This is a genomic window from Candidatus Melainabacteria bacterium, from assembly GCA_016193285.1.
GTDB lineage: Bacteria > Cyanobacteriota > Vampirovibrionia > 2-02-FULL-35-15 > 2-02-FULL-35-15 > JACPSL01.
Map to the genome: position 1 here is coordinate 90,875 of JACPSL010000025.1, position 23,739 is coordinate 114,613.

The 23,739-nt window shown below is 29.6% G+C and carries 23 protein-coding genes; 15 read left to right on the forward strand and 8 right to left on the reverse strand.

Annotated elements, in window-relative coordinates; translation table 11 throughout:
- The 3 genes from HYY52_05655 to HYY52_05665 form a co-directional block, all read right to left on the reverse strand.
- A complete protein-coding gene (locus HYY52_05655) occupies window positions 1-1,026 on the reverse strand; it encodes a hypothetical protein (GenBank protein ID MBI2996176.1) in 1,026 nt (341 codons plus the stop codon).
- 124 nt (window positions 1,027-1,150) lie between these two features.
- The gene (locus tag HYY52_05660; protein MBI2996177.1) at window positions 1,151-3,448 is read right to left on the reverse strand and encodes a hypothetical protein; all 2,298 of its coding nucleotides are present in this window, start codon (window positions 3,446-3,448) and stop codon (window positions 1,151-1,153) included.
- Between the two features lie 5 nt (window positions 3,449-3,453).
- Window positions 3,454-4,581 carry a hypothetical protein gene (locus tag HYY52_05665; GenBank protein ID MBI2996178.1) on the reverse strand — a complete coding sequence of 376 codons (1,128 nt, stop codon included), beginning with the start codon at window positions 4,579-4,581 and terminating at the stop codon, window positions 3,454-3,456.
- A 387-nt stretch (window positions 4,582-4,968) separates the two neighbouring features.
- Here HYY52_05665 and HYY52_05670 point away from each other — a divergent pair, with 387 nt between their 5' ends.
- Window positions 4,969-5,769: a hypothetical protein gene (locus tag HYY52_05670; GenBank protein MBI2996179.1), complete on the forward strand. Its 801-nt coding sequence runs from the start codon at window positions 4,969-4,971 to the stop codon at window positions 5,767-5,769.
- 34 nt (window positions 5,770-5,803) lie between these two features.
- Complete coding sequence (locus HYY52_05675) at window positions 5,804-6,316, forward strand: hypothetical protein (GenBank protein ID MBI2996180.1); 513 nt, start codon at window positions 5,804-5,806, stop codon at window positions 6,314-6,316.
- A 21-nt stretch (window positions 6,317-6,337) separates the two neighbouring features.
- On the opposite strand, the gene HYY52_05680 is transcribed toward HYY52_05675, so the two are convergent.
- The 5 genes from HYY52_05680 to HYY52_05700 form a co-directional block, all read right to left on the reverse strand.
- Window positions 6,338-6,607, reverse strand: coding sequence for a hypothetical protein (locus tag HYY52_05680; protein MBI2996181.1), 270 nt, complete (start codon window positions 6,605-6,607; stop codon window positions 6,338-6,340).
- Window positions 6,608-6,744: 137 nt separating this feature from the next.
- Window positions 6,745-7,317 carry a DUF354 domain-containing protein gene (locus HYY52_05685; protein MBI2996182.1) on the reverse strand — a complete coding sequence of 191 codons (573 nt, stop codon included), beginning with the start codon at window positions 7,315-7,317 and terminating at the stop codon, window positions 6,745-6,747.
- Window positions 7,318-7,438: 121 nt separating this feature from the next.
- Complete coding sequence (locus HYY52_05690; GenBank protein MBI2996183.1) at window positions 7,439-7,636, reverse strand: hypothetical protein; 198 nt, start codon at window positions 7,634-7,636, stop codon at window positions 7,439-7,441.
- A gap of 27 nt (window positions 7,637-7,663) precedes the next feature.
- Window positions 7,664-8,143, reverse strand: coding sequence for a PIN domain nuclease (locus HYY52_05695; GenBank protein MBI2996184.1), 480 nt, complete (start codon window positions 8,141-8,143; stop codon window positions 7,664-7,666).
- 166 nt (window positions 8,144-8,309) lie between these two features.
- Complete coding sequence (locus HYY52_05700) at window positions 8,310-8,582, reverse strand: hypothetical protein (GenBank protein ID MBI2996185.1); 273 nt, start codon at window positions 8,580-8,582, stop codon at window positions 8,310-8,312.
- A 187-nt stretch (window positions 8,583-8,769) separates the two neighbouring features.
- On the opposite strand from HYY52_05700, the gene HYY52_05705 reads away from it, so the two are divergent.
- The 13 genes from HYY52_05705 to HYY52_05765 are packed head-to-tail and all read left to right on the forward strand — an operon-like array spanning window position 8,770 to window position 23,736.
- Complete coding sequence (locus HYY52_05705) at window positions 8,770-9,456, forward strand: nucleotidyltransferase family protein (protein ID MBI2996186.1); 687 nt, start codon at window positions 8,770-8,772, stop codon at window positions 9,454-9,456.
- On the forward strand, window positions 9,453-10,424 hold the full coding sequence (locus HYY52_05710; GenBank protein ID MBI2996187.1) for a GDP-mannose 4,6-dehydratase: 972 nt from the start codon (window positions 9,453-9,455) through the stop codon (window positions 10,422-10,424). The genes HYY52_05705 and HYY52_05710 overlap by 4 nt, the downstream gene beginning before the upstream one ends.
- 22 nt (window positions 10,425-10,446) lie before the next feature.
- A complete protein-coding gene (locus HYY52_05715; GenBank protein MBI2996188.1) occupies window positions 10,447-11,574 on the forward strand; it encodes a glycosyltransferase family 4 protein in 1,128 nt (375 codons plus the stop codon).
- A complete protein-coding gene (locus HYY52_05720; GenBank protein MBI2996189.1) occupies window positions 11,565-12,770 on the forward strand; it encodes a glycosyltransferase family 4 protein in 1,206 nt (401 codons plus the stop codon). Before HYY52_05715 ends, HYY52_05720 begins: the two co-directional genes overlap by 10 nt.
- Window positions 12,757-13,599, forward strand: coding sequence for a class I SAM-dependent methyltransferase (locus tag HYY52_05725; protein MBI2996190.1), 843 nt, complete (start codon window positions 12,757-12,759; stop codon window positions 13,597-13,599). The genes HYY52_05720 and HYY52_05725 overlap by 14 nt, the downstream gene beginning before the upstream one ends.
- Window positions 13,589-14,917: a UDP-glucose/GDP-mannose dehydrogenase family protein gene (locus HYY52_05730; protein ID MBI2996191.1), complete on the forward strand. Its 1,329-nt coding sequence runs from the start codon at window positions 13,589-13,591 to the stop codon at window positions 14,915-14,917. Before HYY52_05725 ends, HYY52_05730 begins: the two co-directional genes overlap by 11 nt.
- The gene (locus HYY52_05735; GenBank protein MBI2996192.1) at window positions 14,914-16,452 is read left to right on the forward strand and encodes a class I SAM-dependent methyltransferase; all 1,539 of its coding nucleotides are present in this window, start codon (window positions 14,914-14,916) and stop codon (window positions 16,450-16,452) included. The genes HYY52_05730 and HYY52_05735 overlap by 4 nt, the downstream gene beginning before the upstream one ends.
- An 11-nt stretch (window positions 16,453-16,463) precedes the next feature.
- Complete coding sequence (locus tag HYY52_05740; protein ID MBI2996193.1) at window positions 16,464-17,930, forward strand: lipopolysaccharide biosynthesis protein; 1,467 nt, start codon at window positions 16,464-16,466, stop codon at window positions 17,928-17,930.
- Entirely contained in the window at window positions 17,927-19,093 is a 1,167-nt protein-coding gene (locus HYY52_05745) for a glycosyltransferase (protein MBI2996194.1), read from the forward strand. The genes HYY52_05740 and HYY52_05745 overlap by 4 nt, the downstream gene beginning before the upstream one ends.
- Window positions 19,090-20,271, forward strand: coding sequence for a glycosyltransferase family 4 protein (locus tag HYY52_05750; protein MBI2996195.1), 1,182 nt, complete (start codon window positions 19,090-19,092; stop codon window positions 20,269-20,271). Before HYY52_05745 ends, HYY52_05750 begins: the two co-directional genes overlap by 4 nt.
- Entirely contained in the window at window positions 20,268-21,746 is a 1,479-nt protein-coding gene (locus tag HYY52_05755; GenBank protein MBI2996196.1) for an O-antigen ligase family protein, read from the forward strand. Before HYY52_05750 ends, HYY52_05755 begins: the two co-directional genes overlap by 4 nt.
- A complete protein-coding gene (locus HYY52_05760; protein MBI2996197.1) occupies window positions 21,743-22,894 on the forward strand; it encodes a glycosyltransferase in 1,152 nt (383 codons plus the stop codon). The genes HYY52_05755 and HYY52_05760 overlap by 4 nt, the downstream gene beginning before the upstream one ends.
- Window positions 22,891-23,736 (forward strand): glycosyltransferase family 2 protein, encoded by an 846-nt coding sequence (locus tag HYY52_05765; GenBank protein ID MBI2996198.1) that lies wholly within the window; start codon window positions 22,891-22,893, stop codon window positions 23,734-23,736. The genes HYY52_05760 and HYY52_05765 overlap by 4 nt, the downstream gene beginning before the upstream one ends.
- Window positions 23,737-23,739: the final 3 nt, after the last annotated feature.

The window sequence follows — 23,739 nt, forward strand, 5'->3', positions numbered from 1 at the left end:
TTAAGTGTTTTGAGTAACGTAATTCCAGGTAGGTGTAAATATCTTATCCTTTATAGCATTGCCAGCAAATTGATTTAAAAGTCCACCAGCACAAATTCCAGTGCATATTGTAAGCCCAATTGCTACCCAACCTACAGGGCTTATTAAAGCAAATGCTGCAGCTATTCCAAGTCCACACAAAGCTATATTTGTCCAAGCTTCACTAGTTCGCCCACCGTGAAATTTATTAACAATGCCAGCTATTTCAAAACCTGCTCCAAGTACTGACGCAATACCACCTAACCATTTAAGAGTACCTGCAAAAAATCCTTTCCATGAAGCTCCTGTTCCATTGATCGCTCGTCCTACCAATGTTCTAGTCGACCATAACTTTTTATCATAAGATGCCAATTTAAATGCTTTATCAGCACCCATATATTTAGCTCTTTCGAAACCACTTGCAATTCCACCTAGTTGAGCCATATTTACAGGATGAGTAAAAGCATCTCTTGCATTAGTACCTTTAAGAGTTTGTATAATGTCGTACTTATCTAATAAGAAATCTGGATCTTTTATATGATCTTGTATGAGTTTGCATATTTTTAAGAAGTCTTCAGCATTAGATATTTTAAAGTTGCTTGCTAGTTCTTCTAACTTTTCTTTATTATATTTTTTGTCTTCATCAAGGTTATCATAATTATCCTGTTCAGTATTTTTTCCTAACTGATCAATTATGTTACCTATTTGAATTACATCGAGCTTTCCACCTGTTACAGTATAAAAATGTTCTGCAAGAGATCTCATTTCTCTTTTATCTCGTTCTATTTGTCCATTAAGTTCTAAGAGTCCTTGATTATCTCTGGGTATTCCAATAAGAGCTGACTGAATAGCACTTTCTCTTGCAGTATAGCTTAAGCCTTTTTTGTTTTTATATGCTTCTCTTAGTTTTGCTAATTTAGGTTCAACATCACTACCACCATCTCCAAGAGCTGTACTTGTTCTTCTACTACTACCAGTACGTGGTACAAGTATTTTAAGTATTATCATAATATTCTCCTAAAATAATATTTTGTTATTCACTACATACAAAGCAATATGTTGTAGTTAGTTGATAGGAGATTATTGAAAGGGAGCAAGATTTATTGTTAACAAACTTATAACTAATTTGTTCTTATTTTTCTTTAGGATCAAATCGTCTGTCATTCACAGATATAGGTATGTTTAAATATTTATTATGTTCATTTTGAGGGACGCCAGCAGCAACAAGTGTGTTACGGTCAAATTTTTGTGTTGGATGGAGTAATTCGTGTTGTTCTTGATCGTCCTGATCCTTCTTTGTTGGAACAAGTCTTTCAATACTATCTTTTACTAGATATGCCCAGGAGTAAGATGCTGCCCTATTTAATGATTCTGTTGGCAAAGGATAAACATGAGGTCTTCCAGCAAAAAGTTTTAATTCGTCTGTTTCTCCTTTTTCTTTACGGTGTGCTATTAATATCTTTATACAGTCTAAAAGCCTAAGAGCTGTTTTATTGTCAGGATTATTTTCATCTTTTATATTTTCATCATTAATTTTGCTTTCATCTGGTGCTTTAAGATCTACTTTTAATGTTTCTGAAATATCTTTTAAAAGACAATCAGTTTTAACTACATATTCTTTAAAATGACTTGGTTTGTTGTTTGTATCAAGAACAGCTATTAGAATAGTACACCAATCATCTCTGTAATAAACTTTTACTCTTAAATTATTATGGTTAAATGCTGGCAATGATTTACCTAGTACTGATCCTATTTTCTCTTCTAGTTTTTTTTCATCTGTTGTTGTTTCGTAGATATTCTCTGGCAATTTAATTGAACCTACAAATTCTTTGTCTAAATCTTTTCTTTTTTTTCTACTTAACGCAGAATCAAACGAACTTCTTAATTCCTCTCCATCTTTACCTTGAATCTCCCTTATATAGCCACTTTTTAAATCTGCCAAATCTCCTGCAAAAATAACTTTTCTACTTCTCTTCTCTTGTATTTTAAATGCTTCAAGAATATCTTGATTTGGGTCAGTAGTAGCTTTTATAAAAACTACATGCTCAATAAATAATTTTCTTAGCTTTTCTGTTGTATCATCATTGTCATTGCTCTTTAATTTCGATTTTTCATCCTTATCTATTATTTTGGCCTTCTCTAGCTCATCTAGAAATTTATCTTTAGTAAATGTAATTGAATAAGCTTGGTAGTTTCCTGCTGCATCTTTTTTCCAGATTAGCGATTCACAGCATAGAGTCTCACTTGGAGTACCTTCACTAGTCTTAAAAGTGGAAAGTGTAATTCTGTATTCATCTTCATTAATAAACGGCGGCCTTCTATTTGGTGGAATATTTGTAGTCGAAGATTTTGGGTAACCTTTTAAATAATCATTAACTACTGGATTATTTTTTTCAATCTTAACTTGTGAAATAGATTCTGGTCTATAGCTAGAATCTGTTGATTTTCTGTATAGATCTTCGTATGTTGTACTTTCTATAAATTTTGCACCATCTTGAGCTAGTTGTTCTTGATCATCACTAGCTACATATGTTTTATACAATAGCTCTGTAAACCTCTGATGTCCATTTTTAAATTCAACTTCACTACCAGGAGGGCGATAACTTCTGCCTGTTGGGCTTAAAAATATTACATTTTTAACCTTGTCCTGCTCAGATGAGTTGACAGCTAAATCCTCAAATTCCCTAGTCCCCCACAACGCAATTTTTATTTTTTTATCAGGATCAGTTGATCCAAAATATTCAATTGTCTGTTTAGCTTTAGCTAATGGAATAATAATTTGTCTGTTTTCTTTTTTACTAGAAAAGTTTTCATCTCCTACTATGTAGTGTATATCCTTTCTGTCTACTATCCACGCTGTTACAGTCTGTAGTGTTTTACCTTCTCTATCTTTTACTTTATAAGTACCAAGACTTATAACATTTGAATCTTCTTCATGTGGAGTTTCTTTTTTGTATCGATTTATGTGTGCTAATAGATCTCTTGGGGTGTCTGTTTTTTCAAGCCTTACAATTATTTCAGGTTTAGGAGGAGAAGGTCTTGTATCTGATGGTGGAGCTGGTTTTGGAGTAGTGCTACCAGTAGAAGAGTCCTCTATCAGCTTTCCATCTTTTGACAAATTTAATAACTCTAGTACATTTTTCTTTTGCTCATTGCTTAGAGATGATTCTCCTAAATGTCTAATGTAATCAAAATAAAGATTTTGTTTTGAACTAAATTCATCTTTTGTAATAAGAATTTGGTTAAAGTTACTAAGATGACCAATACTTAAAGCAGCTTTTAATTCTTCTGTGGTAAGTAGTCCATCTTTTTTTCCAACTACCTTACCAGAGCGATCCAGTATTCCAATTGAAAGATCAGTTTTTAATAGCTGTTGTATTTTTTCTATTCTTTGTTGTATAGAAGGAGTTGTTGTAGCAGGTGGATCCATAGTTATTAATTTGTAAGTGGAACAAAATTTCTTACTCCTTTACCTTCTGTATGTTCAACTTCAGCAATACTTCCATCAATAAGATTAGTAATTGTTTTATCACTTGCACTAATACTTAAAACTAAGTCTTGCATAAGATTCATACCTCTTTCCCTAAGTGAAATTAATTTATTATAAAAATCTTCTCCAAATCTTTCTATGACAGAATTTTTACCGGCAGGGCGTTGAAGGTAGTCATCTTGTCCAAGAAATATAGCTTTTTTGTTTTTAATTTCGTTTGCATTTTCTCCTTTTAAAGTGAGAGCTGAAACAAAGTCAATTAATTTTTGACCTCTTAAAAATACATAGCCTTCATCTTTTTCTAATTTATCTAAGTAGTCTTGTTTATATGTTCCTCTAAATGCAAGTCTTGTATTACGGGATGAGTCTTGGTCTGAGTACCATATTATAAAAGCAGGTTTATTTGTACCTTTTCTAATATAGTGAACTATTTTTACCTTATTCCCAGCATCTACTGATTTGACATCTGATGGTTTAGTCCCTTCTGCAATATCAGTATCTATTGCTCTTTTTATATCATCAGGTATAGTTCCTGCTGGTGTTGCACTTGTTGATGTTACAGTATCTGCTGGTTTTATTTTCTTAATTAGATCTTCTAATTTTGTAAGTATTGCTTTTTGATCACCAGTTAAATCAGTAGCTGCTTTAAGCTTGTCAATTAAGTCAAGAAGTTTTTCTTCAGCTTCTTTATTCTTAAAACTAAAACTACCGTCCGGATTTCTAACAATTAATCTTTGTGAAATTAGTATGACTACTGGTTCCACAAAGCCCGGGAAAATTTTGCTTAAGAATTCTTTAGCTTGATTTATTTCCTCTGGAGTATAATTAAAGTCATCTGGCTCGAGAGTTTCATTTGCACCTCTTTTTGCAATTTTTTTAACTCTTTCTTGATCTACTTCATTAGTACCTCCTGCTTTGATAAAGCGATCAACATTCTTGTTCAGTTGATCATACAGTGCTCCTTGGGCAGGATTAGTCTTTTTTTCTTCTTCAATCTTATTTTGAAATTCTTTCTTACTAGTAGGTTTTCCTGCGTTAAATAATTTACTGATTAAATCTAATGTTAAACCCATGACTTTCCCTCCAAATATTTATACATTTATAGAAAGGAAAATATTAATTAAAATTGACAGCTAAAAAAATATTAAACTTTGTAACTTGCTGTCAATATTCTGTTTGCACTTACTTTGTAGTATCTGAGTAAGTAGAACCTCAAGTTCTATTTATTCTTAATACAGTTCTTACTTTGAATCTTAGTAGTTTTCTATTAAGGTCTTGAAGTAAACTTATTATTAAATCAAATATTTAAGCATAATATTTCTTTAGCTTAATAAAGCTAAATGCAATTATAGATTGGTTTTGATAAGCTTATATGTTTAAGTATTTGATCTAAGGTTACTAGTTAATTAAGGTTAAGAAGTGATTAAGTAAAATTAAGTAAGAAGTAAAATAACAAAACAATGTTTATATTAATAGCAGTTGTTGGAAAAGTTTTAACGATAGCAGCAGGAACTCCACTTGTAGCTTTTAAGAAAGCATTTAATGTTTTGACTGCAAGTAAAAGTGATATTCCTAAGTTATATTTAGAGGCTGAGCAAATGGCAGGCAAAGTGGCTATTGAAAAAGGATGGTTTGAATATTTAGGTCATCTAATAGAAAGATTAGGTTATGGTATAAGAGCACAATTAGGTTTATATGGAATTGATAAGAATGGAGCTATTAAACATTTGTCTGAACTTTCAAGTGAATTTAAAGAGAAAGGTGGTTTACTGTCTGCTCTATCTAAAGGTTATCCTAAATTTGGAGAAGCTATGAAAGCTGCTACTACAGCTATTCCTGAGCTAGGAGGAAAAGCAATATTAGGTTTTAGAGGATTGGGAGCTATGGGTTTAGGTGCTCTTGGTGCTTTAGGAGTAGGTATATTTTCAATTGGTCTTATAATTAGTTCTTATAGAGCAATAAATGCAAAAAGTAAAACGGAATGGGCAGGACCTGTAAAAACTACTACGTGGGATAAATTAACTACTTTGGCAGGACTAGCAGGTACTGCAGGTGCTGCAGCTTTATTTATTCCAGGAGCAAGTATAGCTTCGTTTGTCTTAATACCAGCTGCAGCAATAATGGCTGCTACTGGATTTGTCATGGATAAGATTTATAGTGGAACTACTTTTTATCATATGCCTGATCAGCTACCATATCCATTGAACGATGTAGCAAGATCAGTATTTAACGTAGATAGGCATATCCCTAGAATGCAATAAGTTTTGCTCTTGACATTAAAGTTAAAAATGTGTTATGGTTGGATTAAAACCATATTTAAGATTTAAAAAAAGGTTGATAATAAAAATGGATGTAGTTAGTTTATATGGCTCATATGTACAAGAAATAGTAATTCCAAAGTATCAGATTAATCAAAAACTTCTGAAAATGGTAGCTGCTAATAAGTATGAAGAAATTGCTTCTCGTGAACTACCTAAATTGCATCGTGAAGCAAACAAACTTTCATTAGACTTAAAAGAAGCAGGAGGAGATCCAAAAAAAGCAAAAAAAGTAAAAAAACAACTAAGAGCCTTAGAAGTAAGAGCAAATAAACTAAATGAAATGTTTGCAGTTGTCAGTGACGATGAATTAGCAGCTGCTAAAGTAAATCCATCTAGAAAACAAGTTGAACAAATTATAAATGCTACTGTTGAATTAAATCAGCCTACTAAAAGTGAAACCCCACAAGAAAGTGTAAAATCCCAAGTTGGTAAAAAATTAGTACGGGACAGCATGAATAATATTAAAAACAGTCAACAAGCTGCCTAAATTAGTTAGTTAGTTGAATGTTTAACTTCTTAAGAGACTAATTATACGTTCTAGAATTTTAAATCTATTTTCAATAAGCATGGATATAAGATTAACTCCTGCAGTTAAATATTTCATCTGAATTGTTAATGTGCCAATAGCTTTCTGTGCAATTGCTTTAGCTGTTGCGCTTGCAGTTGGATCCACTATAATCGCGTTATTCTGTGCAAGTTGTCCTTCAATTGTATTAGCTTCAGTCGTTACCCTTCCTAATTCACTACCTAAATCTAATCCGCCTACTGCTCCTGGCATTGCTTTTCTCCTTTAATATAAGGTTCTTAAATAGTTGCTTACCTTCAAGTTATACAAATATATTTGCTAAAAAAATTTGATAGCAAAATTTAAAACTTAATACTCTTACTTAAAAACAAGTTAAAGAATTAAAAATATTACACTTCTAATTTACGAGTAATATGGAAATATGAATTTTCAATTTGGGTTATCATTTCATTAAGTGTTTTATTGTCAAACTTTAAATCATTTAGTTTAATAATCCCTTTAAATATTCCTATTTTATTTAAGTCAATTCCTTTTTCAATAATTTTTTGGGTGGGTATATTATCAGAGATAAAAAAGGAAAATTTATCATATTCAATATATAAAGGATTAATTTTTTCAAGAATGTTTTCAATGAACAAGATTATAGGAAAGTTATTACTTATACATGCATAAGATTGTGCTTTAGAACCAACTGAAAAAGCAATGTTAATTTTTCTGTCAGTAAGATACCTGTTTAAAAATACAGATCTGCAAATCGTTGAAAACTCTTCAAATAATCCAAATATTGATATGATCCATCCAATAATTTTTGCCTCTAATTTATTTTCTTCCAGAACTTTTTTTATTTCGCTCGTGTTTTGAGCAGTAATAGTTACATCATGACCTCTTGACTTTAGTTCACTACTTAGTGCCTTTATAAAAGGAATGTGTTTAGGGTTATCAATGTCAAGCCAGATGTGCATTTTTTACTTTATATTGTTTTTTTTTCATGACTTTGACTTTATTATACCCAGTTTTTGCCTTGCTTTTTTATCCGCTGCTCCATAATGCTTGACAGTTTTGCTGAGTGAATCAAAGCTTAAGTTAACCTGCTCTTTTAAACTCACTAAAAAGTTTGTCAATATTTTTAACAGGTCTAACTTGTTTTCTTAATTTTTCGAATTCTCTTGCACCTTTACTTATATAAGCAAAGTATTCTTTTGCATTCATGTTTTTGGTTTTTTTATAGTTTTCTCCACGGATTTTATGTAATTCTTTTAACGGATCATCATTTTTATTCATTGTATTTACCCCCTTATTTATTAATATTTATTTTCCCAAGAATTGTCTTGGTGAAACTAATTCTATTAATGCATAACCTTCTCGTAGATTAATTATGTGTACTCCTTTGACAACCTTTGCTTTGACTATATGCTTAAAGTTCCATGAAACAAGAAAGTCGCATTTGATTAATGATGCTATTGCAATATGCATAGCATCATCTCTATATTTAGCTGGTATTAATTTTTCACTAATGTAGGTATTTGCTAAGTTAAGTGTTTCTTCTTTATCAGGTTGAATAACTTCTGGGCTAAATGAATCAATTAATCTTGCAAGTTCATTTTTTCTTTTAGCACTTGCCCTATTCATCTCATCTTCTACAAGGTCTGAGATTAGTACTGTATAATTACTTCTCTTGTTTCTAAGCATCTTAAAAAAATCCCATGTTACTAAACAATCTGCTCTTTCTGTTTCGAGAGCAAAATTCCAGACTGAAGTATCAATATAAAGTTTTAGTGGTTTCCCCATTTTCAATTTTTACTTTATATTGCTTTTTTTTCATGACCTTGACTTTGCTATCCTAAAGTATCTTAATTATATCCTCGGGGTAGATTTAAGTACAGAAGCAGGCTTTAACTCAAAGCCCATATTTACTTGCAAGAAATGTTTATCCATGGTCAATATTTCCTTAATTTTAAATTCTTGCATAACGACCATTGAAGACAAATCTACAAAAGAAATCCTTATAAACTACAGAATCTATTAATTCAGGGGTTAGTTCCTTATAATCTACTTCTGCACTTATACACCCTATTAATTCTTTAAGTAAGGCTTTATCTTCAGGATCCTCAAAATTTTCCTCTTCAAGAAAAATTATTATTCCTTCCTTGAAATTACTTAGATCTAAAGGTTCTAAAGGTTTTATTTCTCCATTTTCAATTTTTACTTTATACTGTTTTTTTTTCATGACTTTGATTTTATTATACCCAGTTTTTGCTTATACTTGGTTTACAAGGGTGACTTCCGTGAGAAAATGATCAGTACTGTCTAAGGTGCAGTAGCAACTTAAAGGATTTAACTGGTTTATCCAGTAAATCCGATCAAGCAAGGAAGAGCGACAAACGGAAGCTTCAGCTTGTCTGAAGCTATAAAAAATGAAAGCAATTATTTTAGCTGGTGGAAAAGGTGAAAGGCTTAGTCCTCTTACAAGTAATTGTCCCAAGGGAATGATAAAAATAGAAGGTAAACCAATACTTGAATATCAAATTGAATGGTTAAAAAAGTATGGTGTCACAGAAATTATTTTTGCATGTGGGTATCTACATGAAAAAATCAAAGAACACTTTAGAGATGGGGACAACTTTGGTATAAAGGTTTTTTATTCTGTTGAAGATGAACCTCTTGGTCGTGGTGGGGCTATTAAAAAAGCTCTCAGCATTCAGCATTCAGCATTCAGCTCTTTTTTAGTTATGAACGGTGATGTGCTTACTGAGATGAATTTAAGTTTAGCAATCAATGCTCATAACCTTGAAAAAAAAGATAAAAATATTATTGCTACAATTTGTTTGTTTCCTTATAAAAGTCCATATGGAATTGTAAGAGTAGAAAAAGATGGATTAATAAATAACTTTGATGAAAAAGGAGCATTGCCTTATTGGCTAAATGGAGGGATTTATATTTTTGAAGCTGAAATAAAAAAATATTTACCTGACAAGGGCGATCATGAGACAACTACTTTTCCAGAATTAGCAAGTAAAAAATTATTATATGGTTATAAATCCATTGATTTTTGGAGAGGAATTGATACTATAAAAGATTTAAACGAATTTTTAGTTACATGAAAAAAGCTTTAATCACAGGAATTACTGGACAAGATGGATCATATCTAGCAGAGTTTCTTTTAAACAAAGGATATGAAGTGCATGGAATAGTTAGAAGAGTTGCGATTGAAGATCCTGAAAATAGACTTTGGAGAATTAAACATTTGTTAGACAAGTTAATTCTTCATTCTGCTTCAATGGAAAGCTTTGCAAGTGTTTTTAATGTAGTTGATAAAGTTAAACCAGATGAATGTTATCATCTTGCAGCTCAAAGTTTTGTAAGTTATTCATTTGAAGATGAGTTTTCTACTATTGAAACCAATGTTAATGGGACTCATTTTATGCTAGCTGCAATTAAATCAAGAACTCCTAAGTGTAAATTTTATTTTGCTGCAAGCAGTGAAATGTTCGGGAAGGTAAAAGAAACTCCTCAGAATGAGAATACGCCCTTTAATCCAAGATCTCCTTATGGCATTTCAAAAGTTACTGGTTTTCACTTAACTAGAAATTATAGAGAGGCCTATAATTTATTTGCACTCAGTGGAATACTTTTTAATCATGAATCTCCAAAAAGAGGATATGAATTTGTTACAAGAAAGGTTACAAATACTGTTGCAAAAATAAAGTTAGGCTTAGCTAAAAAATTATATTTAGGTAACCTAGATGCTAGAAGGGATTGGGGTTTTGCAGGTGATTATGTTGAAGCAATGTGGCTTATGCTGCAACAAGACAAACCAGATGATTATGTAATTGCTAGCGGGAAAAATCATTCAGTTAAGGAATTAGTAGAAATTGCATTTGATTATGTAGGGCTTAAGTGGGAAGATTATGTTGTCATTGATGAAAGATTACATAGACCCGCTGAAATTTATGACCTAAAAGGAGATTATAGTAAAGCTAGAAATAAATTTAAATGGGAACCAAGAATGTCTTTTCAAGAACTAATAAGGAAGATGGTTGATTCAGATATTTCTTTGTTAAAGAAGTAAAAAAAATTTTAATGTATTAAAAATGGAAAGCAAGACAGATGTATTAATATTGCTAACAGACCTCTTTGATAAATCTGGTGGTATTCAGACATTTAACAGATGTCTTGTTAAAGCTCTTCAAGAAATAACCCTTGATAAAAAATTAAACATTGTTGTACTTGTATTAAGTGATAATGGTAGAAGTAAAATCCAAAACTTTTATTTAAATTCAGAGTTTATTAAGTATATTTACTGTAATGGTTCAAAGGTTAGATTTATATTTTATTTATTAGTTAATTTTTTAAAATTTTCAATAATAGTTGTAGGTCACATAAGCTTTTTACCTCTTATAGCTGTTCTAAAGATTTTTTCCTTAAGAATTAAGATATTTTTAATTATATATGGCGTAGAAGCAACAAAAAAACTTTCATTCTTATACAAATCAAGTATAGGTTGTTTAAATAAGATTTTATATATTAGTTCTTATACATTAAATAAGATGATTTCAGTAAATAATTTAAAAAGTAAATTATGCAAGATCGATCAAAATATATTTCCTTGTACCTTAGATCCTGTTTTCTATAGCAAGCTTGTCTTAAAAAATAGACAAGAATTAAATTTACCAGAAGGAAAAATAATTCTTACTGTTTCTAGACTAGACTCAAATAATCATTACAAAAATATTGACTTATTAATTGAATCAATGAGCGAAGTTTTAAAAATAATTTCTAATGTGTTTTGTATTATAGTTGGAGATGGCTCAGATAGAGAAAGACTAGAACAACTAACAAAAAACAAAAACTTGCAAGATAAAGTATTGTTTACAGGTGAAGTAACAAATAAATTATTACCTTCATATTTTAACGAGTGTAATTTATTTGTTCTTCCAAGTACAGAAGAAGGTTTTGGTATTGTATTTTTAGAAGCTATGTATTTTAGTAAGCTAGTTATAGGAGCTAGAGCTGGTGCAGTTCCTGAAGTAATAGATGATGGAATAACAGGGCTTTTAGTAGAACCAAATAATACAAGTGATTTAACAAAATGTATTATTAAAGCTCTAAGTGATAAATCTCTTCAGGATAAGATTGGCACTAGTGGAAAAAAGAAATTAGAAAATATTTATTCTTTTGAGACTTATAAGCAAAGATTGAGAAAAATATTATGCCTTTAAATCAAAATAGTTCTAAATATAAAATTGCAGCTTTACTTTCTCATCCTATTCAATATCAAGCTCCTTTTTTTAAGACTATTTCAAAATGTCATCAAATTAATTTAAAAGTTTTTTTTTGTTCTGGGTGGGGCCTTGAAGAATACAAAGATGAGGGATTTGGGCAAAGCTTTAAATGGAATATTCCACTTCTTGAAGGTTATAAGTCGGAGTTTTTAAAAAATATAAGTCCATGTCCAAATGTTTCTAATTTTTTTGGTTTAGTTAATCCAGATATTATAAAAAAAATCAAAGAAGAAAAATACGATGCACTTTGGATACATGGGTGGAATAGTTTTACTAACTGGATTGCAGTTTATACTGCAAGCTCATTAGGAATCCCGGTGTTACTTCGTAGTGAAACTAATTTACTCCCTAAATTACCACAATTTAAAAAAACTATAAAAAAAATAATACTAAAGAACTTTTTTAATAAGGTTTCTAGCTTCTTAGCAATAGGAAAATATAATACTGAGTTTTATGAATCTTATGAAATTCCAAGAGAAAAAATATTTCTTGTGCCATATTCTGTAGATAATGAGTTTTTTGTTTCAAAAGCTAAAGAACTCCAATTTAAAAAAATTGAACTAAGAAAAAAATATAACCTGCCACTTGGTGTTCCTGTAATTTTATTTTCAGGTAAATTAATAGATAGAAAAAATCCAATGGGTTTACTTAAAGCATATGAAGGTATATCAACAAAGAATAATTCAGCCTTAGTTTTTATAGGCGATGGTTGCCTAAAAAGCAAACTTAAAGACTTTACTAGAAAATATAATATTAAAAATGTATATTTTCTAGGTTTTAAGAATCAAACAGAGCTGCCAGAATTTTATGCTTTAGCAGATATTTTTGTTTTACCTTCAGAACATGAGCCATGGGGACTAGTTGTCAATGAGGCAATGTGTTTTAAACTACCTGTTGTTGTAAGTAATCAGGTAGGAGCTATAGGTGACTTAGTTAAAGATGGTATAAATGGGTTTATTTATCCTTGTAGAAATACTCCAGAATTATTAAAAAAGTTAAATTTGTTGGTTTCTAATAGTGATCTTAGAGAAAAATTTGGACAAGAGTCTTATAACATTATTAAAAACTGGTCTTATGAAGAAGGAGTAAAAGGGATTTTAAGTTGCATGGGATTTATTAATGAAAGATTTTAGTAAAGTACAAATAGAACAAGTAAAAGATTTTTGGGATGAAAGTCCCTGCAATATTCACCATTCAAAAGAAGAAATCGGAACAAAAAAATATTTTGATGAAGTTGAATTTAGGAAATATTTTGTTGAACCACACATACTTAAATTTGCTGAATTTGAAAGATGGAGAGGAAAAAAGGTCCTTGAAATTGGCTGTGGAATTGGCACTGATACTGTTAGCTTTGCACGTAATGGTGCAAGGGTAACTGTTGTTGAACTTTCTAGTAAATCTATTGATATAGCAAAGATGCGTGCTAAGACCTATGGTTTGGAAAATAAAATTCAATTTTACTCGGGTGATGCTGAAAAGCTAAGTAGTTTTTTACCAAATGAGAAGTTTGATTTAGTTTACTCATTTGGAGTAATACATCATACCCCACACCCAGAAAATGTAATAAAAGAAATAAAAAGCTTTGTTCACAGTAAAAGCATTATAAAAATTATGGTTTATAACCGGTTTTCATGGAAAGCATTGTGGATATTTTTAAAATATGGGAAAGGAATTAACTTTAATTTTAAAAAGTTAATTGCAAGTCACTCTGAAGCTCAGGAAGATTGTCCTGTTACCTATACTTATACAAAAGGTGAAATAAAGAAAATGTTAGAAAGCTTTAATTTTAAGGTAGTTGATATAAAAATAGAACATATTTTTCCTTATAACATCTCTGATTATGTGAACTATAAATATACTAAAGTTTGGTATTTTAGGATTTTACCTGATTGGTTATTTAAGTTTTTAGAAAAAAAATTGGGTTGGCATTTGTGTGTTACTGCAGTTCCAAATGAAAAATAAAAAGCTAAAAATATCGATATTTGGTCTTGGTAAGCTTGGAGTACCTTTTGTTGCAAGTTTTATATCAAAAGGTTTTAAGGTTATTGGAGTAGATCTAGACAAAAGTAAGGTAACTAATTTAAAAAAACTAAAATCACCTGTTTATGAGCCTGGTGTTCAAAAATTACTAAATAAATATGGAAAAAATCTTATAGTTACACGAGATGGAATAAAAGCAGTCAAAGAGACAGATGTAACATTTGTTATAGTAGCTACTCCAAGTGAAAGCAGTGGTAATTTTTCAAATAAGTATGTTTTAGATACATGTAAGAAAATTGCTGTAGGATTAAAAGAAAAAAAATCTTATCATATTGTATGTGTCACCAGCACTATTATGCCCGGGACAATGAGCTCATTAGTGAAACCCTGCTTAGAAAATATAAGCAAGAAAATAGTAACTAAGGATTTTGGGTTATGTTACAATCCTGAGTTTATTGCACTTGGAAGTGTTATTAACGATTTTTTAAATCCTGATTTTATTTTAATTGGTGAATCTGATCCTAAAGCTGGTAAAAAAATTGAATCTATTTATAACCAAGTTTGTAATAATAAGCCTAAAGTTGTAAGGATGAATTTTATAAATGCAGAATTAACAAAGCTTGCATTAAATACTTACATTACAACTAAAATCAGCTTTGCTAATATGCTTGCAAGAATTTGTGAAAAATTAAAAGATGCAAATGTAGATATAATTACAAACGCATTAGGCTATGATAGCCGTATTGGGGGTAATTATTTAAAAGGTGCTATTAGCTATGGTGGTCCATGTTTTCCAAGAGATAATATTGCTTTAACAACATTTGCAAAAAAAATAAGAGCTCCTGTTCATATTGCAGAAACTACTGATAAGTTTAACCTCTGGCAAGTCAAATATTTAAAAGATGTTATAGAAAAATTTCTTCCTGAGTCAGGTACTATTGGCATTATAGGTTTGACTTATAAACTTAATACAAATGTTGTTGAAAAAGCTTTTGGCTTTTTGCTTTTTAAAATGTTAAAAGCTTTAAAAAAGAAAACTATTGTTTATGATAGAGTTGGTTTTGAAAATTTAAAATATGCTCTTTTAAGTAAAAAAAATTTTGCTAAATCTTATTCTGAATGTATTAAAAAATCAGATGTAGTAGTTATAACGACTCCAGATAAAAACTTAAATGCTATACCAAAGAGTACCTGGTCACATAAAAACAAATCTCGGGTAGTAATAGACTGCTGGCGAGTTTTAAAAAATTTTAAAACCTTACAAGAAATTAACTATATCCCTTTAGGAATAGGTAAATGATTACTATCTTTACTACCTGTAAACCTTTTGAAGGACATATTGGAGTTATACAGCGTAATGCAATTAAGAGTTGGACCTTATTACAGCCAAGGCCAGAAATTGTTATTTTTGGTAATGATAAAGGAGTAAATGATATTTGTCTAGAAATGGATTTAAAACATATACCAGATATTGTATGTAATGAATATGGAACACCGCTCTTGAATAATTTATTTAATAACGCACAACAAATTTCAAAGAATGATTTACTTTGTTATATAAATGCAGACATTATTTTAATGAGTGATTTTATGAAAATGATTAAAAGAGTTCAAACTTTAACCAGGAAAAAAGTAATTGTTGCAAGGAGATGGGATGCAGATATTAAAGAAGAATTAAACTTTAAAGATGTAAACTGGGAACAAACTCTAGAAGAATATGTAAGAAAAAATGGAAAGCTTCAGATTGGCGGGTATGATTACTTTATTTTTTTTAAGGGCTTTTATCAAAACATTCCACCTTTTGCCATAGGAAAAAATTATTGGGATGACTGGCTTGGTTGGAATGCTCGTAAAAAAGGAGCAATTCTTATAAATGCAACAAACATTACAATGGCTATACATCAAAATCATAAATCAACTGCTACTAATATAAAGTTAAGTAATAATAAAGAGCAAGAAATAAAAAATAACTGGAAATTGACTGGAAGATGGTTTTATTTTTTTCACAAATCCTTACCGACTCATATTATTGATTCTAAAAATATTTATAAAAGTCCATGGATTGATTATTTTATACATCTTTATTACAGAGTTCTAGCTTATCTTGTTCAGTCTATTTCTAAGATAAAAAAAATTCCTAAGATTCAGCGCCTTAAGAAACCTGATATTTACAATGAAAACTCTGTCCTTAAAAGTTTTAACGAATGTGAGTTAGCATTTCAAAAAGTTAAAGAGTTAGGACTTCCTCCTTACTCTTCTACTGCTTCTACTTTTGAGAAAAACTGGGATGGTCTTATTGCTCTTAGCTGTATATTAAATAGAACTAATCAAGCTAGTTTTATTCTTGATGCAGGAAGTGTTTTGGATTCTATGGTTTTACCTTGGTTGTCTCTTTATGGATATAAAAACCTTTTTGGGATTAATTTAGAATTTAAAAAACTTATAAAAAGAGGTCCAATAATTTATAAGCATGGTGATATAAAAAATACCAACTTTCAAAGTAACAGTTTTGACGCCATCGTTTGTCAAAGTGTTATAGAACACGGCATAGATATAAATTTATACTTTAAAGAGATGTCTCGCATACTTAAGCCTGGTGGAATAATAATTACTTCTACTGATTACTATCCAACTTTAATTGATACTAAAGACAAGGTTGCATTTGGAGTTCCTGTTCATATTTTTACTAGAAGTGAGATATTAAACATGTTCAATATTGCAAGTAACTATAACTTGCATTTGACTAGTAAAATTGAAATGGAATGTGAACAAAAACCTATTAATTGGCTAGGACTTAACTATACTTTCATAATATTTACTTTGATTAAAAAATAGGTATAAATTTAGTGTCAAGCATAAACAGTACAAACTTACAAACGAACCTACTTAGAAGAGTTATTAAGAATACATTGTGGATGTTTAATAGCTCTTTCTTTGTAAGAGTTATTAATTTAATTAAAGGAATTATTTTAGTTAGGTTCTTAATTCCAGATGATTTTGGTTTATTTGGATTATCAATAATTGTTATTGGTTTGACTGAACTTTTTAGTGATGTTGGAGCAGGGACTTCTTTAATTTACAGAAAAGATGATACAGAAGAAAGAAAAGAAAAAGATGAAGAATTTATTAGTACTGCTTTTTGGCTTAATTTAATTATTAGTACGTTTTTTGTTTTAGCCATTGTATTTTTATCACCAGTTATTAGCAGATTTTATAGTAGAGCTGATCTTATACCAGTTCTTATAGTTTTAGCCTTAGCTCTTTGGTTTCAAACCAATGTAAATATTCAAAAGAACCTGTTAAGAAGAAATTTAAAATTTAAATCTATTTCAATTATTGAAGTTATTGTTAGCATTACATCATTTTTAGTGGCTATATATTTTGCTATTAATAATTATGGAGTATGGGCTTTAGTTTTATCTAATTTAACAGGAAACATATTAAATGCAATTTTAATTTGTTTGGTTTCTAAATGGTATCCTAAAAGATTAGTTTCTAAAAAGTGCTTAGAAGAACTTCTCCCATTTAGTAAAGGTTTTCTTGGACAAGCTATTACATGGTACTTAGTTTTTAATATGGGTAATTTAATCATAGGAAAACTTCTTGGCATGAGTAATCTTGGTTTATATACAATTGCTTATAATTATGCTTTGCTTGCAGTAACAATGATTGCAAATCCTCTTGGCAATGTTGCTTTCCCAGAATTAGGAAAATTAAAGTTTGATACTAAAGAATTTTGGGATTCTTTTTATGGGCTTAGTAAATTGTTTGTTGGCAGCATTACACCAATTGCTTGTACTATGTTTGTAATAGCTCCTGATATTTTTCCATTACTTTTTGGTGAAAAATGGAATGATGCAGTAATGCCTTTTCAGATACTTGTTGTTTATGGAATGGTACGTTGCATATGGATAGATCCTTTTTCTGCATCTGGGAAATTTAACTTAAGCTTTAAGCTTGGAATTGTAACATTGTTTTTTAGTGTTTTAGGAATTTTTATTGGTGCTAATTTTGGAATCATTGGTGTTGCTACATCAGTACTTTTTATTTTAGGTAGTTCACATTTAGTTGCTTTATATTTAGTTTCTAAATCAGGTCATAGAGTTCTTACAGGCTTACTAGGTGCAGCTCCATATTTTGTTTTAGCATTTTTTATATCTATTATTACTTTTTTTGTACGTAATTATTTTATGTTTTATATATCTAGCAGAAGAGAGCTATTAGTTTTAGTTTCAGTATTTACAGTTTTGATTATTTATCTCTTAATTTATAGAAAAAACTTTATGAAAATTATTTTATCTATATCAAAATGAAAGTAACAATTGCTTGTATAGGGAAGTTTCATGCTTTTTATTTAGCAGAAGAGCTAGATAAGCATGGATACTTACATAAATTAATAACGACTTATTACAGTAAGAAACAAAATAGTTATCTAAGACTTAGAAATGATCTGGAAAATATAGATCCTTCAAAAGTTGTGGCAAATGTTCTCCCAGCCTTAGTTGGTAGTGGGCTTGGCAGACTTCCTTATATTGGGCAGTTGGATAACTGGAATTATTATGCAGCTTGTTTATTTGAGTTATGGGCTAAAAAACAAATTGATAACTGTGACATTATGGTTGCTTGGGCTGATACAGCATTAAGTACTCTTAAAGTGGGAAAAAGTCATGGTGCTGTAACTGTTGTAGAAAGAGGTTCTTCACATATTCTTTTTCAAAAAAAAATCTTAGAAGAAGAATATGAAAAGTATGGCATAAAGACTAAACCAGTGGATGAACGAATAGTTGAAAAAGAATTAGTAGAATATGAAGAAGCAGATTATATTTCTGTACCTTCGAGCTTTGCAAAACAAACATATATTGAACGGGGTATTAATCCAAGTAAGATAATTCAAATACCTTACGGAGTAGATTTATCAGTTTTTAAACCAATACAAAAAGATGATGATATTTTTCGTGTAATTTTTGTCGGTAACCTAAGCATTAGAAAAGGTGTTCACTATCTTCTTGAAGCATTTTCAAGTTTAAAATTAAAAAATTCAGAACTTGTGCTTGCAGGCACTTTAACTCCTGAAGTTAAACCTTTTTTAAACTTATATAAAGATGGTTTTAAGTATATTGGAAGATTACCTCAAAAAGAACTTTATAAGTACTTTTCAAAATCTTCGGTGTTTGTTTTACCTTCTCTTGAAGAAGGTTTAGCATTAACTATTCTTCAAGCAATGGCATGTGGTTTGCCTATAATTTGTTCTACTAATACAGGCGCACTAGATATTGTTAATGACAGTATAGACGGTTTTATCATACCAATAAGAGATATAGAAACAATTCAAGAAAAGCTTTTATACCTCTATGAAAATAAAGAGGTTTGTAAAAAGATGGGAGCATCTGCTTTAAAAAAGGTACATCAATCTTTTACCTGGAATAATTATGGAGATAAGATGATTGAAAGTTATAAAAAGATATTAAAAAAATGAAATCACAAATGAAGCTATTAGTTATATCTTCAGAATTTCCTTCTATGTTTGGAGGTGTCTCAGACTATACTTTTTATTTAAGTAAAGCTTTTGCAAGTAAGGATATAAAAGTTTTTGTTCTTACTTCGGACAATAAAGGTGTAAAAGTATGTGATTTTTGTAAAGTGCTGCCATTAATTAATAAATGGAATATTTTTAACTTACCAAAGATCTTTTCTGTTATTAAAGAGTTTAATCCTGATATTGTCAGCTTTCAGTATGTGCCGTATGGCTATAACAATTTTGGTATTCCTCTATGGATTATTCTTTTTTCTACTTTAATTATTTTAAAGAGAATTAATTTAATTACAACCTATCATGAGATAGCAATTAAACTGGATTATAATCCTAAGAGTTTTTTCATTTCAATTTTACAGCGCCTTATTGCATTTATCCTGGCATTAGCATCAATAAAGATCATTGTTACCATTGAATATTCTAAAAGACTTCTTTTTCCTTTTAAGAAAAAAATCATTAAGATACCAGCAGGAAGTATTGTCTTTCCTGTTTTAGTTTCTGAGAGTAAAAAAAAAGAATTAAGAAAAAAGCTTTCTTTAAAAAGTGAAATAGTAGTCTCTACTTTTGGGACAATTGCATCTTATAGAAAGTATGATGTTTTACTAATGGCTATTAAAAAAGTCTCAGAAGAAAATCAATCACTTTTTATTAAGCTTATTTTTATAGGTAAAGTTGATAAACATCAAGAAAATATTTTAGAAGGTTTAATAAACAACTTAAATTTAAACTCATCTGTTTATTTTACCGGGTACCTAACGCCTGAAGAGGTTTATAAATATCTAAGTATTTCAGATATTTTTGTTTCTTTAAGTACAGATGATAGAGGTGGTACAGGTATCAAAAGTAGTTCTGTTGCTGCTGCATTTGCCAGTGGATTACCAGTTATAGGTACTAAAGGACTATTAACTGATGATTTTTTTATAGAAGAGGAAAATATTTATTTTGCAAAGTCTCTTACTATAAGAGATGTTGCAGATGCACTCGTGAAAGTAATTTATGATAAAGACTTAAGAATTAAAATATCAAATGGTGCTAAAGATACTTACATGAAGAAGTTAACATGGAATAATATAGCTAGTGAGTATATTAAAGTCTTTAAAAGATTTGAGATTACACAATGAAAAACTTAAAGATTGCAATTAGGGAAAAAAATGTTTTTGTAAAAATTGGTTTTTTAGTAGTTGTTCTTCTTTTAGCATATATGTTTAGTTTAATGAGCATTTATGGCATCTCTTCAGAATATTTTACGCCAGTAATTATTTTATTAATCCTGGTGTTGTCATTTTTAAACTGGCGTAAAGCAACATTGTTTCTTATAATTTGGGTTTTATTTTCAGGTGCAGTAAGAAAATGGGTTCTTCCAGAATTAGCTGATGTTGTTTTCTTTTTTAATCATATAATTTTAATAGGAATTTATGCTGGATATTTTAATGAGCAATTAAGAACTCGTTCCTTGATTATTTTTAAGCATCCTATGAATATTTTTCTTTTATTTTTTTTTATATGGGGGGTGGCTTGTTCAATTAACCCCCGTTCTCCAAGCATATTCATTGGACTACTTGGAGTTGTACTCCATTTTTTTTATATCCCTTTAATTTTTATAATTCCTTATATTTTTAATACAAAAGAAGAATTATTTAAAGTACTTAGGATTTTTGTATATTTTTCATTTCCTATACTAATCTTAGGAGTGATTCAATTTTTCAGCCCACTTGAAAGTCCTATTAATAAATATGTAGCTGAATCTGATGTAGTCCCTATGGGTAATTTTCCTAGAATTTCTTCTACTTTTCCTTTTATTTCTGGTTATGCGACTTACCTACATATTTTAAGTTTAGTTTTAATTTATTTTATAAGTTTAAAGAACATACCAAATAGTCAGATGATTATATATTATTTGCTGCTTGCTTTGTCAATTTTAAATCTTTTTATGACAGGCTCAAGAAGTGGAATGTTTATAAGTATATTTTCTGGTGTCTTATACCTAGCTATTTCCGGAGCTTTAAATGCTGATAATTTAAAAAGATATTTATTTAGGTTTATTATAGCTGGTGGTATATTTTTCTTAATTGCTACTTCGCCTCTGGGAAGTCATGCAATTAATGCTTTTATATCTAGGTTTGATGAGTCAGATGAAATTGTTAGAAGAGTTACTGATATTTATACAATCCCCTTAGATTATTTAAAAGAAAGTGGGGTTTATGGATTTGGTATTGGTGGTACTTACCAAGGCTCTTTTAGCCTTCTTAAAACTTTAAAGGTTGCAAAGAGAGATTTAGGAGTAGCAATGAATGTTGAAGAAGAACCTCTTAGAATTCTACTTGAGATAGGTCTTTTTGGTTTTATTATGGTTTATTTAATAAGATTTTTAATGGTTAAGTATTTTTGGGAATTATATTTAAAACTACAGGATGAAGATATAAAACACTTTGCTCTTGCTTGTACTCTTTATTTATTTCCTTTTTTTATTAATATCCATAGACTTGTATTTGATCAAACAGCACATTTATTTTATTGGTTTACAGTAGGATTTTTATTTCTTTTACCAAGGTTAGACAAGAAAAATATAGCTAGTGATAAAAAAGCCTTAATATGAAAGTTCTTCACATATCTCCTTCTTATTTTCCCGCCTTTCAGCATGGCGGAGTAGTTGAATCAGTTCATTTATTAAATAAGACTCTTGTAAGAGCTGGCATAACTCTTGATGTTATTACTACAGATAAAACTAGCTACCGTTGTAATCTTGATGGAGTAAACATTAAATGTTTTCCATATTATTTTTATAAGCACTATAATTTCTCGCCACAATTATTTTTTTCTGTACTTAATGAAGTAAAAAAATATGATCTTGTTCATATTACAGCATTTTGGAATTTCCCGGTTTTAGCAGGAAGTGTTTCTAGTCTCTTGTATAAAAAACCATATATTATTTCACCCAGAGGTGTTTTATATGAAGAAGCAATAAATATAAAATCTAAAAGAATAAAAAAACTTTATTATTATCTTATTGCTAAACATTATTTAAAATTTGCTAGTGCTGTTCATTACACATCAGAAGATGAAAGGGATAACATTTCAAGCTTATTTAGGATCAATAATAAATCCTTGGTAATACCCAATGGTCTTGATTTAGATCAATACAAGACATTACCACCAGCAGGTACTTTTAAAAGTAAGTATCCGGTTTTAAAAGATAAAAGATATATTTTGTTTCTAGGCAGGATTCATAAAAAGAAAGGATTAGATATTTTAGTTGATGCATTTAAAGATTTAATAAATTTTGACAATGATTTGTCCTTAGTAATTGCTGGTCCTGATAATGGAGGATATGAAAAGTTTATAAAAGCAAAATTAAATAATTATGGATTAAGTAAAAAAGTTTTATTTACAGGTTTAATTAGAGGTAAAGAAAAGCTAGCTGCTTTTGTTGATGCTAATTTATTTATTCTTTCTTCTTATTCTGAAAATTTTGGCATGAGTGTTATTGAAGCAATGGCATGTGGAACGCCGGTAATTGTATCTAACAAAGTAGGAATTTATAAAGATATTCAAGATGCAAATGCCGGCTATGTTGTTACAACTAATGCTAATAGTGTTGCTAGTGGTATAAAAAAACTATTAAGTGATAATGCTTTATGTACTGTGCTTTCAACAAATGGTAAAAAATTATTGAAAGATAAGTATGATATTGAAATGGTTTCTAAAATGATGATAAATGCATATGAGGATATTATGAAAAGATGAAACTTCCAATATCAGTAATTGTTTTAACCTTTAATGAAGAAAAAAATATTGAGGCTTGTTTAAAAAGTGTAAAAGATTTTGTAGAAGAGATATTTGTTGTTGATTCATTTTCAACTGATAAAACATTAGGGATTGTAAAGAAATATACAAATAATATTTTTCAACATGAATTTAAAAACTATGGAAAACAAAGAAACTGGGCGCTAAAAAATTTACCAATTAAAACAAGATGGGTGCTGAATCTAGATGCGGATCATAGATGTACAAATGAATTAAAAAAAGAAGTTGCTAAATTATTTGCAAGTAATGAAGTTAATAATTGGGATGGTTTTTTAATTTCCAGAAAAACAATATTTATGGGAAAGTGGATAAAGCATGGAGGGCATTATCCTGTCTATCAGCCAATTTTATTTAAATTAAGTCATGGGTCTTGTGAAGAACACAGATATAATCAACATCTGTATGTTAAAGGAAAAGTAAAAAAAATCAAAGGTGATATTGAAGATATTGTTTCAGATGATTTAGCTAGTTTTACTTTTAGGCATAACAGATGGTCAACAGATGATGCTATTGATCAATTATTAGGTGAAGATCAAGTAAATAGCAAAACAGGTGTAAAGCAAAACTTATTTGGAAATCCAATGGAAAGAAGGAGATTCTTTAGAAGTATTTATATGCATATGCCACTTCTTGTTAAGCCTTTTATTTATTTTTTTTATAGATATTTTATTAAACTTGGTTTTTTGGATGGAAAAGAAGGGATTATATTCCATACATTGCAAGGGTTTTGGTATCAGTTTTTAGTAGATGCCAAGATTTATGAGCAAAAAATAAAGAGGTAAAAA

Coding starts and splice junctions, on each gene's coding strand:
- HYY52_05700 (MBI2996185.1), bottom strand. CDS start 8,582: ATGAAAAAAAAACAGTATAAAGTAAAAATTGAAAATGGAGAAATAAAA.
- HYY52_05720 (MBI2996189.1), top strand. CDS start 11,565: ATGCCTTTAAATCAAAATAGTTCTAAATATAAAATTGCAGCTTTACTT.
- HYY52_05670 (MBI2996179.1), top strand. CDS start 4,969: ATGTTTATATTAATAGCAGTTGTTGGAAAAGTTTTAACGATAGCAGCA.
- HYY52_05715 (MBI2996188.1), top strand. CDS start 10,447: ATGGAAAGCAAGACAGATGTATTAATATTGCTAACAGACCTCTTTGAT.
- HYY52_05755 (MBI2996196.1), top strand. CDS start 20,268: ATGAAAAACTTAAAGATTGCAATTAGGGAAAAAAATGTTTTTGTAAAA.
- HYY52_05750 (MBI2996195.1), top strand. CDS start 19,090: ATGAAATCACAAATGAAGCTATTAGTTATATCTTCAGAATTTCCTTCT.
- HYY52_05695 (MBI2996184.1), bottom strand. CDS start 8,143: ATGGGGAAACCACTAAAACTTTATATTGATACTTCAGTCTGGAATTTT.
- HYY52_05655 (MBI2996176.1), bottom strand. CDS start 1,026: ATGATAATACTTAAAATACTTGTACCACGTACTGGTAGTAGTAGAAGA.
- HYY52_05685 (MBI2996182.1), bottom strand. CDS start 7,317: ATGCACATCTGGCTTGACATTGATAACCCTAAACACATTCCTTTTATA.
- HYY52_05665 (MBI2996178.1), bottom strand. CDS start 4,581: ATGGGTTTAACATTAGATTTAATCAGTAAATTATTTAACGCAGGAAAA.
- HYY52_05690 (MBI2996183.1), bottom strand. CDS start 7,636: ATGAATAAAAATGATGATCCGTTAAAAGAATTACATAAAATCCGTGGA.
- HYY52_05660 (MBI2996177.1), bottom strand. CDS start 3,448: ATGGATCCACCTGCTACAACAACTCCTTCTATACAACAAAGAATAGAA.
- HYY52_05760 (MBI2996197.1), top strand. CDS start 21,743: ATGAAAGTTCTTCACATATCTCCTTCTTATTTTCCCGCCTTTCAGCAT.
- HYY52_05710 (MBI2996187.1), top strand. CDS start 9,453: ATGAAAAAAGCTTTAATCACAGGAATTACTGGACAAGATGGATCATAT.
- HYY52_05745 (MBI2996194.1), top strand. CDS start 17,927: ATGAAAGTAACAATTGCTTGTATAGGGAAGTTTCATGCTTTTTATTTA.
- HYY52_05730 (MBI2996191.1), top strand. CDS start 13,589: ATGAAAAATAAAAAGCTAAAAATATCGATATTTGGTCTTGGTAAGCTT.
- HYY52_05675 (MBI2996180.1), top strand. CDS start 5,804: ATGGTTGGATTAAAACCATATTTAAGATTTAAAAAAAGGTTGATAATA.
- HYY52_05725 (MBI2996190.1), top strand. CDS start 12,757: ATGAAAGATTTTAGTAAAGTACAAATAGAACAAGTAAAAGATTTTTGG.
- HYY52_05765 (MBI2996198.1), top strand. CDS start 22,891: ATGAAACTTCCAATATCAGTAATTGTTTTAACCTTTAATGAAGAAAAA.
- HYY52_05680 (MBI2996181.1), bottom strand. CDS start 6,607: ATGCCAGGAGCAGTAGGCGGATTAGATTTAGGTAGTGAATTAGGAAGG.
- HYY52_05705 (MBI2996186.1), top strand. CDS start 8,770: ATGAAAGCAATTATTTTAGCTGGTGGAAAAGGTGAAAGGCTTAGTCCT.
- HYY52_05735 (MBI2996192.1), top strand. CDS start 14,914: ATGATTACTATCTTTACTACCTGTAAACCTTTTGAAGGACATATTGGA.